At 76.2% G+C, this 1839-nt stretch carries 2 protein-coding genes; one reads left to right on the top strand and one right to left on the bottom strand.

Going from position 1 to position 1839, the window contains the following annotated elements; translation table 11 throughout:
* Window positions 1-233 precede the first annotated feature (233 nt).
* A complete protein-coding gene (locus tag HMPREF3099_RS09325; protein ID WP_070705703.1) occupies window positions 234-938 on the top strand; it encodes a hypothetical protein in 705 nt (234 codons plus the stop codon).
* Here HMPREF3099_RS09325 and meaB read toward each other — a convergent pair.
* The coding region (gene meaB / locus HMPREF3099_RS09320) for a methylmalonyl Co-A mutase-associated GTPase MeaB (RefSeq protein WP_070705702.1) at window positions 886-1839 on the bottom strand (954 nt) is incomplete at its 5' end. The two genes, HMPREF3099_RS09325 and meaB, sit on opposite strands and share 53 nt — an antisense overlap.

The raw sequence follows: 1839 nt of genomic DNA, 5'->3' as shown, positions 1-1839 counted from the left end.
GGCCCGGGGCGACGGCGGCCCGGGGCGACGTCAGGGGTGACCCCATGGAGACGTGACCTATCGCGCGATAGGTCGACCGAAACGCAGGCGGGCGACTGGGAATCGGTCGACCTATCAGCTGATAGGACACCCCTCCCGCGAGGGCACTCCCACGCCCGGGGAGCCTCGGAGGTGCCACGATCCCGCCACGCACCGATTGGGGCCGGACCGGGCCGCGCACCTACCCTCTGCGGATGCCGACCGACCCCGCCGCCGCGACGACGCGCGCCCGCCGCCTCGTCCTGGCCCTGGTGGCGGTGGCGCTGCTGCTCGGCGGCCTGGCGATGTGGCTGCAGCACGGAACGCACGCGGGTGACCCCGGAGCCACGCCGACCGAGCGGGCCACCGCCGAGCGCGACCCACTGCGCGAGCTGCCCGGCGTCCAGGAGGTGGAGGACCTGGGCCCGGACGCCACCCCGCGCGAGTGGGCCGACCACCGCCTGTGGACGCTCACCCCCTCGGCCGTCGACCACGCCGACCAGCTGGCTCCTCGCCTCGAGTACACCCCGGAGGACCCCACTGAGGACGCGACCGGGAGCACCCGGAGCCGCCCGACCTCCACCGCCGGCGTGGTCTACGACATGCCCGCGGCCGACGCGCGACTCGTGGCCCACCAGCCGGCCGTGGACGGCGAGACGGTGGACTGGTGGCTCGACCTCGTGGGGCGGGCCCGCGACGTCGACCCCGCCGCCGAGGTGTCCTGCCAGGTCGAGGGCGACGCCACCTGCGCCGTACGGACCGCCGACCCCGACGGCGTCCGCGTGGCCCTGGCCACCGGCTTCCCCGACTTCGAGCGGTACCTCGCCGGCATCACCGACGAGCCCTCCCACACCGCCCTGGTCACGGTCAACGGCGATGCCGTGTGGCAGCGGTCCAGTCCTCCCGCAGTGCCTCGATGACGCGCGCCGCCGCCTCGGTGGCGTCGAGCTCCCCGCGGGTGACCGCGCCCTCCCACGCGCCCCGGCCCTCCGCCACGGACGGCGTGGTCCGCGCGGCGGCACGCAGCTCGGCATCGACCATGGACCACATCCAGTCCCGCTGCTGGGCCGCCCGCCGCGTCTCCAGCCGCCCGGCCGAGACGAGCCCCTCCCGGTGGTCGAGCACGGCCTGCCACAGCTCGTCGAGCCCGTCGCCGGTGACCGCGGAGCAGGTGAGCACCACCGGGGTGTCCTCCGGTCGCATGAGGTGCAGCGCCTGCCGCAGGTCGCGGGCGGCCACGCGGGCCTCCGGGGCGTGGTCGCCGTCGGCCTTGTTGATGGCCACCACGTCGGCCATCTCGAGGATGCCCCGCTTGATGCCCTGCAGCTGGTCACCGCCGCGGGCCAGACCGAGCAGCAGGAAGGTGTCCACCATGCCGGCCACGGCCACCTCGGACTGCCCCACGCCCACGGTCTCCACGACCACCACGTCGTAGCCCGCGGCCTCCAGCACGAGCATCGACTCGCGGGTGGCCCGGGCGACGCCGCCGAGGTGGTCGCCGGTGGGGCTGGGCCGCACGAACGCCTCGTCGCGGGCGGCCAGCGCCCCCATCCGGGTCCGGTCGCCCAGGATGGAGCCGCCGGTGCGGGCGCTGGAGGGGTCCACCGCCACCACGCCCACGCGGTGCCCGGCGTCGATGAGGCGCTGCCCCAGGGCGTCGATGGTGGTGGACTTGCCCGCCCCGGGGATGCCCGAGATGCCCACGCGCACGGCGCCCCCCGTGGCCGGCGCGATGCGGCGCAGCAGCTCCTTGGCCGGCTCGCGGCGGTCCGGCCGCATCGACTCCACCAGCGTGATGGCGCGCGCGACGGCCCGGCGGTT

It is taken from the genome of Kytococcus sp. HMSC28H12 (genome assembly GCF_001816045.1).
GTDB lineage: Bacteria > Actinomycetota > Actinomycetes > Actinomycetales > Dermatophilaceae > Kytococcus > Kytococcus schroeteri.
This window is presented reverse-complemented; position numbering and strand designations above follow the sequence as displayed.

Excerpts from the sequence above, each read along its gene's own strand:
- HMPREF3099_RS09325 (WP_070705703.1), top strand. The coding sequence starts at position 234 with ATGCCGACCGACCCCGCCGCCGCGACGACGCGCGCCCGCCGCCTCGTC.